The organism is Streptomyces sp. NPDC054932 (assembly GCF_053610205.1).
This window is the reverse complement of record NZ_JBSGXU010000289.1, coordinates 1-7,262: the sequence shown is the minus strand read 5'-3', so window position 1 is coordinate 7,262 and position 7,262 is coordinate 1. Positions and strand designations below refer to the sequence as shown.

Annotated in this window: 7 protein-coding genes; 2 read left to right on the top strand and 5 right to left on the bottom strand. The window is 73.1% G+C overall.

What is annotated here, in order from left to right; all coding sequences use genetic code 11:
* Window positions 1–119 precede the first annotated feature (119 nt).
* The gene (locus ACWGE1_RS38915; protein WP_453425198.1) at window positions 120–812 is read right to left on the bottom strand and encodes a metal-dependent transcriptional regulator; all 693 of its coding nucleotides are present in this window, start codon (window positions 810–812) and stop codon (window positions 120–122) included.
* A gap of 257 nt (window positions 813–1,069) precedes the next feature.
* On the opposite strand from ACWGE1_RS38915, the gene ACWGE1_RS38910 reads away from it, so the two are divergent.
* On the top strand, window positions 1,070–1,825 hold the full coding sequence (locus ACWGE1_RS38910) for an SIS domain-containing protein (RefSeq protein WP_453425197.1): 756 nt from the start codon (window positions 1,070–1,072) through the stop codon (window positions 1,823–1,825).
* A 60-nt stretch (window positions 1,826–1,885) separates the two neighbouring features.
* Here the strand turns inward: ACWGE1_RS38910 and ACWGE1_RS38905 are convergent, their stop codons facing one another.
* The gene (locus ACWGE1_RS38905) at window positions 1,886–3,247 is read right to left on the bottom strand and encodes a PAS domain-containing protein (RefSeq protein ID WP_453425196.1); all 1,362 of its coding nucleotides are present in this window, start codon (window positions 3,245–3,247) and stop codon (window positions 1,886–1,888) included.
* Window positions 3,248–3,639: 392 nt separating this feature from the next.
* The gene (gene pdxH, locus ACWGE1_RS38900) at window positions 3,640–4,302 is read right to left on the bottom strand and encodes a pyridoxamine 5'-phosphate oxidase (RefSeq protein WP_453425195.1); all 663 of its coding nucleotides are present in this window, start codon (window positions 4,300–4,302) and stop codon (window positions 3,640–3,642) included.
* 200 nt (window positions 4,303–4,502) lie between these two features.
* Between pdxH and ACWGE1_RS38895 the strand changes: the two genes are divergently transcribed.
* On the top strand, window positions 4,503–5,609 hold the full coding sequence (locus tag ACWGE1_RS38895; protein ID WP_030390669.1) for a citrate synthase 2: 1,107 nt from the start codon (window positions 4,503–4,505) through the stop codon (window positions 5,607–5,609).
* Window positions 5,610–5,676: 67 nt separating this feature from the next.
* On the opposite strand, the gene ACWGE1_RS38890 is transcribed toward ACWGE1_RS38895, so the two are convergent.
* Both ACWGE1_RS38890 and ACWGE1_RS38885 read right to left on the bottom strand, forming a co-directional pair.
* A complete protein-coding gene (locus tag ACWGE1_RS38890; protein WP_453425194.1) occupies window positions 5,677–6,264 on the bottom strand; it encodes a TetR/AcrR family transcriptional regulator in 588 nt (195 codons plus the stop codon).
* A complete protein-coding gene (locus ACWGE1_RS38885) occupies window positions 6,252–6,989 on the bottom strand; it encodes an enoyl-CoA hydratase family protein (protein ID WP_453425193.1) in 738 nt (245 codons plus the stop codon). Before ACWGE1_RS38885 ends, ACWGE1_RS38890 begins: the two co-directional genes overlap by 13 nt.
* Window positions 6,990–7,262: the final 273 nt, after the last annotated feature.

The window sequence follows — 7,262 nt, the reverse complement described above, 5'->3', positions numbered from 1 at the left end:
CCCGGCGCCGAAAGGCGCCGGGACCGCCCACACCAAGGCTGATCCGCACGGGTCACGACCCGCGGGTCACATCCCGTACGAAGGCATCCGCGCCGATCGCGAACGACGGCGCGCCGAGGTCAGCGCTTCGCCACGAACACGTGCGAGGCGACCTCCGCGTCCAGCTCGGCGGCCTCGCCGCCACTGCCGACCAGCACACCACCCGGGGACTCGGTCACGCTCACCACCGAGCCGGGCTGGACGCCCGCCCGCCGGAGCGTATACATCAGCTGGGCGTCCGTCTGGATCGGCTCGCCGATCCGGCGGACGACCACGGTCTTGCCCTCGGTGCCCGGGTCGAGCTCGGACAGGCTGACCATGCCGTCCTCGATGAACGGGTCCGCCTCCGCCTTCTCACCCAACTCCTCCAGCCCCGGGATCGGGTTCCCGTACGGCGACTCGGTCGGGTGGCGCAGCAGCTCCAGCACCCGCCGCTCCACCGCCTCGCTCATCACGTGCTCCCAACGGCAGGCCTCGGCGTGCACCTGCTCCCACTCCAGGCCGATGACATCGACGAGCAGGCACTCCGCGAGCCGGTGCTTGCGCATGACACGCGTGGCCAGCCGGCGCCCCTCGTCCGTCAGCTCGAGGTGCCGGTCACTGGCGACGGCCACCAGGCCGTCGCGCTCCATCCGCGCCACCGTCTGGCTCACCGTCGGGCCGCTCTGGTCGAGCCGCTCGGCGATGCGGGCGCGCATGGGGACCACGCCTTCCTCTTCCAGCTCGAGGATGGTGCGGAGATACATCTCCGTGGTATCGATCAGTCCGGACATTCGTGCCCCTCGGATTGCGTGCGCTGGCCCTGCCCCCAATTCTGACGCATCGGGCCGACAACCGTCCCGTGCCGAGGGTCAAGAGCGCTCCCGGACATCTCCCGGACATCCCGCGGAAGATCGCCCGGGGCCGTCCGGAGACCCCGACCAGAGCTTTCGGCCCGGGATTGACGTTCGTATTGACACGCCCTTGGTCCAGACCGCACGGTGAGCGGCGGACACGGACGCTCCCCCACCCCTGGAAGGGCCATCGGCGTATGAGCGAGAGCAAGCTGGCCGGTCAGTTCTTCGACGCCGCCATCGGTCTGCTGCAGCGGGTGCGGGACGAGGAGGCCCCGCGCATCGCCGAGGCCGGCTCCCTCATCGCCGACGCGGTCGCCGCCGGCAACCGGCTCTTCGCCTTCGGCGCCGGGCATTCCTCGCTGCCCGCCCAGGACGTCGTCTACCGGGCCGGCGGCCTGGCCCTGATGAACTTCCTCGCCGTACCCGGCACCGCGGGCATCGACGTCATGCCCGCGACCCTGGGCAGCGCCCTGGAACGGGTCGACGGCCTGGCCGGCGCCGTCCTCGACAGCAGCCCCGCCTCCGACGGCGACGTCCTCGTGATCATCTCCCTCTCCGGCCGCAACGCCCTGCCCGTCGAGATGGCGATGAACGCCCGCGCCATCGGCCTCAAGGTCATCGGTGTGACCTCGGTGGCGTACGCCACCGGGACCAAGTCACGGCACGTCTCCGGCACCTTCCTCAAGGACCACTGCGACGTCGTCCTCGACAGCAAGATCGCGGTCGGCGACGCCGAGCTGAGCCTCGACGGCATCGAAGCGCCCTTCGCCCCCGCCTCCACCGTCGTGACCAGCGCGATCATGCAGGCGGTCATGGCGGCGGCGGCCGGCGAGCTCGCCGCCCGCGGGGTGGAGCCCCCGCTGCTGCGCTCGGGCAACGTCGACGGCGGCCACGAGTGGAACGGCCGCGTGATGAAGGAGTACGGCGACCGCATCTTCTTCCGGCACTGAGCCCGCTCCCCGGCCCGTCGCGGCCGGCGACCGACCGGTCGCCGGGCGCGGGCCGCGTTCCTACGATGGTGGGTACGGACGCTGCTTTGCGGACACCCCCCGGCCCTCGTCCGGGCGGGCGGGACCCGCCGCCAGGTCCAGGTCGGCCGCGACCCGGGCCGCGACCTCCTCCGCGTACTCCGCGTCCGCGCGCTCGAAGGCCACCCGCGTGGGCCCGCGCAGGAACGTCAGCGCCCCCAGGGTCCGTCCCCGGCTCCGCAGCACCGTGCACAGCCCGTGCGCCGCGCCCTCGGGCCACTGGCGGTCCCGCGCCCACTGCGCGTCCGCCTCGCCGCGCGGGGCGCTGGTCCGCACCGAGCCGATCCGGTCCAGCGCCTGCAGCGCCGGATGCCCGGGCACGTACCGGACGGGGATCGATCCGGGGCCCGGCAGCGCCGGCGGCGACGCGGCGGACCGTACGAGCCTGCGCCGCTCGGGGTCGACCGCCGGGTCCAGTACGTCCAGCAGCGCGTGCTCGGCGAACCCGGCGAGGGCGAAGTCCAGGCGTACGGCGGCCGCCTCGGCCGGGTCCTCGCACTCGGCTGCGGCCCGTCCCGCACGGTGCAGCTGGTGCGCGCGGAACCGGAGCTGCGCGGTGTCCAGCTGCTCCTGGCGGGCCTCGGTGACGTCCTGGAAGAGCCAGCCGACGCCCAGCGGCACGGGCTCCTCCGCGAGCGGCGAGGCCAGCCGCAGGAACCCGCACCGCCAGCACCTGCGCCGCACCCCCTCCGGCGTGCGCACCGACACCCACATGTCCACCGGCGCGGGCGGCGCCCCCTCGGCGAGCACGTGCTGGAGGGCTCCCTCCAGCTCCTCGACGCCCTGGGCCAGCAGTTCCCCGAGGGGGCGGCCGAGCAGCGCGGTGCGGCCGGTGCCGAAGGCTCGTGCGGCGTGCGCGTTGACCACGGCCGGGCGCAGGTCGACGTCGACCAGGACGACACCCCACGAGGCGTCCTCCATGAGGGCCTCGCTCAGGGCGATGGAGCGTTCCAGGTCGATCTGCGCGTGCACCTCGCTGAAGGCGCAGTACACCCCGGCGGGCTTCCCGTCCGCGCCCGGCACCCCGGCGGACTGGGTCCGTACGAGGACGCGCCCGCCGTCCTTGGTCAGCAGCGCGAACTCGTGCACCTGCCGCCCGGGAACCTGCTGGGCGGCCATCAGCCGGTCCTGCACGTCGTGCGCGTCGGCGGGCCGTACGGCCCAGCCCTCGAAGCCCTTGCGTCCCACGGCTTCGGCCGCGGTCCAGCCCAGGATCCGCTCGGCCTCCCGGTTCCAGTGGGTGATCACCCCGTCGGAGTCGAACGCGCACAGGGCGGCGTCCATCCCGTCCAGCAGTGCTGCGAGCAGATCATCGGTGGTCTCGTTACGTCCGGAAGCAGTCACCTGGGACCCCCTGCAGGTGTTCGCGTGTGCGGCACGTCAGATCATTGAACTGGAACGTGACGCAGCCCACACCCCATTCCCCCGATTGTCCAGTAATGATCCGCTTCGGGTCCCGGGGAAATATTTGCTTGTGCCCCGGCCGAGGTGCTCCTAGGCTCTGCCGTACACGAGAAGGGAGGTGGTTCCCGAAATGTACGGAAACCGGACGCGTGAGGTGGCTGCGGGCTAAGCGCCCGTCGTCGCACGCACCCAGTGCGGTGCCCGGCGGGATCGCCAGGCGCCAATCCCAAGCAGTCACCCGACCCGCGGGCTCGCCGGTACGTCCGGCCGGCTTCTCTCACTGCAGGAGAGAAACCCGAGCCCGCGGGTCGTCTGCTTTTCCCGGGCCCCGCCTACGGGCAGAGCCGCTCGACCCGCCACTTGTCCCCGTCCGGGACGTAGCGCAGGCGGTCGTGAAGGCGGTTCTCGTGGCCCTGCCAGAACTCCACCGCCTCCGGGACCACCCGCAGACCGCCCCACTCCGGCGGAACGGGCACCTGCTCGCCCTCCGGGTAGCGGGCCTCCAGCTCGGCGTAGCGGCGGTCCAGCTCCGCACGGGACTCGATCACACTGGACTGCTCGCTCGCCCAGGCACCCAGCTGGGAGCCGTGCGGGCGGGAGCGGAAGTACGCCGCCGTCTCGTCGCGGCCGATCCGGGCCGCCGTACCGGTGACGATCACCTGGCGGGCGATGGGATGCCAGGGGAACAGCAGGGCGACGTGCGGGTTCTCGGCCAGCTCACGACCCTTGCGGGAGGCGTAATTGGTGAAGAAGACGAAGCCCCGTCCGTCGAACTGCTTCAGCAGCACCGTCCGCGAGCTGGGCCGCCCGTCGGGGGTGGCCGTCGATACGACCATGGCGTTCGGTTCGAAGAGGTGGGAGTCGGCGGCCTGCTGGAACCAGCGGGCGAACTGGTCCATCGGGTTGTCCGCGAGACTCCCCTCTTCGACGATCTCCGAGCGGTACTGCTTGCGCATCATGGCGGGGTCAATGTCCTGATCGGTCACGCTGGCCATCCTGCCGCAGCCGGACCGGTAACGGTGTGCCGTATGTCACGCTTCCGCAGTCGGGGCGGAGCGGCCAAAATCTTGGGGCCGGTCCGAAGGTCCCCAAGCGGGTGGCCAACGGCCGTGCCGGGCATCAACGGGGATGACCGCGCCGGACCGCGAGTCACGCCGGGAGCCGCGCGTGTTCGCACTATCTGAGGAGCCGCCTGATGTCCGACTTCGTACCCGGGCTCGAAGGGGTCGTCGCGTTCGAGACGGAGATCGCCGAGCCCGACAAGGAAGGCGGATCGCTCCGCTACCGGGGCGTCGACATCGAAGACCTCGTCGGCCACGTCTCCTTCGGGAACGTCTGGGGCCTGCTGGTCGACGGTGCCTTCAACCCCGGCCTGCCGGCCGCCGAGCCCTTCCCCATTCCGGTCCACTCCGGTGACATCCGCGTCGACGTCCAGTCCGCGCTCGCGATGCTCGCCCCCGTGTGGGGTCTGAAACCGCTGCTGGACATCGACGAGCAGACCGCCCGCGACGATCTCGCGCGCGCGGCCGTCATGGCACTGTCCTACGTCGCCCAGTCCGCCCGCGGCCAGGGCCTGCCCATGGTCCCGCAGCGGGAGATCGACAAGGCCGAGTCCGTCGTCGAGCGGTTCATGATCCGCTGGCGGGGCGAGCCCGACCCGCGGCACGTCAAGGCCGTCGACGCGTACTGGACCTCCGCCGCCGAGCACGGCATGAACGCCTCCACCTTCACCGCGCGGGTGATCGCCTCGACCGGCGCGGACGTCGCCGCCGCCCTGTCCGGCGCCGTGGGCGCCATGTCGGGACCGCTGCACGGCGGGGCACCGTCCCGCGTGCTCGGCATGATCGAGGAGATCGAGCGCACCGGCGACGCCGTGGCGTACGTGAAGAAGGCCCTGGACAAGGGCGAGCGGCTGATGGGCTTCGGGCACCGCGTCTACCGCGCCGAGGACCCGCGCGCCCGCGTGCTGCGGCGCACGGCCAAGGAGCTGGACGCGCCGCGCTACGAGGTGGCCGCCGCGCTGGAGAAGGCCGCGCTGGAAGAGCTGCACGCGCGCCGCCCCGACCGGGTGCTCGCCACGAACGTCGAGTTCTGGGCCGCGATCATGCTGGACTTCGCCGAGGTCCCGGCGCACATGTTCACATCGATGTTCAGCTGCGCCCGTACCGCCGGCTGGTCGGCGCACATCCTGGAGCAGAAGCGCACGGGCCGCCTGGTGCGGCCGTCGGCCCGCTACACCGGGCCGGGGCGGCGCAACCCGCAGGAGATCGAGGGCTACGCGGACATCGCCGAGACCGCGTGACCCGCTGATCACCCGGGCAGATCGGGCGCCGTACCCCGCGACCGGGGTGCGGCGCCCCTCCCGTTCTTCAGCCCAGGGCCGCGTCGAGGATGCGCGACCACTGGGCCACCACACGGGCCCGGCGGGCCGTGTCGTCGGTGAGCACGTTGGCCAGGCCGAGGCCCCTGCCCATGTCCAGGAGGCCCTGCACCGTCTCCCGTACGCCCGGCACCGACTCGTCCGCACCCAGCAGCTCGACTGCGATGCGGTGGGTCTCACGGCCGACCCGGGCCTCCAGCTCGGTCACCCGGGGGCGCAGCTGCTCCTCGTTGGAGGCGGCCACCCACAGCTGGAGCGCGGCCCGGAAGAGGGTGCCGGTGTACATGTCGACGAGCGCCTCCACCACGACGGGGCGGGCGGCCGGGCCGGCGTGGAACAGGTCGCGCAGGGCCGTGGACCGCTCCTCGGCGACGTACTCGACGGCCGCGGTGAACAGGTCCTCGCGGGTCGGGAAGTGGTGCTGGGCGGCCCCGCGCGAGACCCCGGCCCGTTCGGCGACGACCGCGACGGTGGACCCCGCCCAGCCGTGCTCCGCCAGACAGGACACGGCCGCCTCCAGGAGGTGGCGGCGGGTGACGCGGCTGCGCGCCTGCTTGGGTCCGGTCACAGCGACCATGACGGTTCCCGGCGCTCGAAGCGGGCGGTGATGCCCTCGCGGGCCTCGGCGGACGCGAACAGTCCTGCGGAGAGCTCCGTCAGGCGGGCCCCGTCGCGCGCCAGGGCCTCGCGCACGGCGGCGGCCGTCAGCGCCTTGGTCACGGCCAGCCCCTGCGGGGAGGCCTTGCGCAGGCCGGCGAGCACCGGCTCCAGGGCCGCGTCCACGTCCTCGGCGTGCAGGGTGAGCAGACCGATCCGGGTGGCCTCGGCCGCGTCGAAGGCCTCGGCGGTCAGGAAGTAGCGGGCGGCGGCGCGCGGGTCGAGGCGCGGCAGCAGGGGGATGGAGATCACCGCGGGGGCGAGGCCGAGGTGGGTCTCGGTGAAGGCGTACGTGGACCGCGGTCCGGCGGCGGCCATGTCGCAGACGCCGAGCAGACCGAGGCCGCCGGCCCGGACGTGGCCGGTGACGCGGGCGACGACGGGCTTGGGCAGCTCGGCGGTCTCGCGGAGCAGGGCCACGAAATCGGCCGGATCGCAGGGGGACTTGAGGTCGGCCCCGGCGCAGAAGGTGGTGCCGGTGTGGGTGAGGACGACGGCCCGGACGGCATCGTCCGCGCCCGCGGTGGCGAGGGCGGAGCGGAGCTCGGCGACGAGGTCGGCGGAGAGCGCGTTGCGGTTGGCCGGGGAGTCGAGGGTGAGCGTGGCGATGCCGGTCGCCCGGGCGGCGTGCACTCGTGGGGCCATGTCTCCTCCGGAGCGGTGTACGGGTATCCCTCGGGGAGGGTACGTCGGCGGGTCCGTGCGGTTGCCCTGCGGGTTGCCCTGCGGGCGGCTCGGCGGTGTGCGTGTCGGGTCGGTGCGTGGTGCCGTGCGGTTGCCCTGCGGGCGGCTCGGCGGTGTGCGTGTCGGGTCGGTGCGTGGGGCCGTGCCGGGGTGTCTCCTCGGCTCGGCGCGCGCGGGCTCTTCTCGGCTGTGCGGGGTGGTTGCGCGCTCGTCCTGCGGGGACACCCCGGCACG

Coding starts and splice junctions, on each gene's coding strand:
- ACWGE1_RS38895 (WP_030390669.1), top strand. CDS start 4,503: ATGTCCGACTTCGTACCCGGGCTCGAAGGGGTCGTCGCGTTCGAGACG.
- ACWGE1_RS38915 (WP_453425198.1), bottom strand. CDS start 812: ATGTCCGGACTGATCGATACCACGGAGATGTATCTCCGCACCATCCTC.
- ACWGE1_RS38885 (WP_453425193.1), bottom strand. CDS start 6,989: ATGGCCCCACGAGTGCACGCCGCCCGGGCGACCGGCATCGCCACGCTC.
- ACWGE1_RS38910 (WP_453425197.1), top strand. CDS start 1,070: ATGAGCGAGAGCAAGCTGGCCGGTCAGTTCTTCGACGCCGCCATCGGT.
- ACWGE1_RS38890 (WP_453425194.1), bottom strand. CDS start 6,264: ATGGTCGCTGTGACCGGACCCAAGCAGGCGCGCAGCCGCGTCACCCGC.
- pdxH (WP_453425195.1), bottom strand. CDS start 4,302: ATGGCCAGCGTGACCGATCAGGACATTGACCCCGCCATGATGCGCAAG.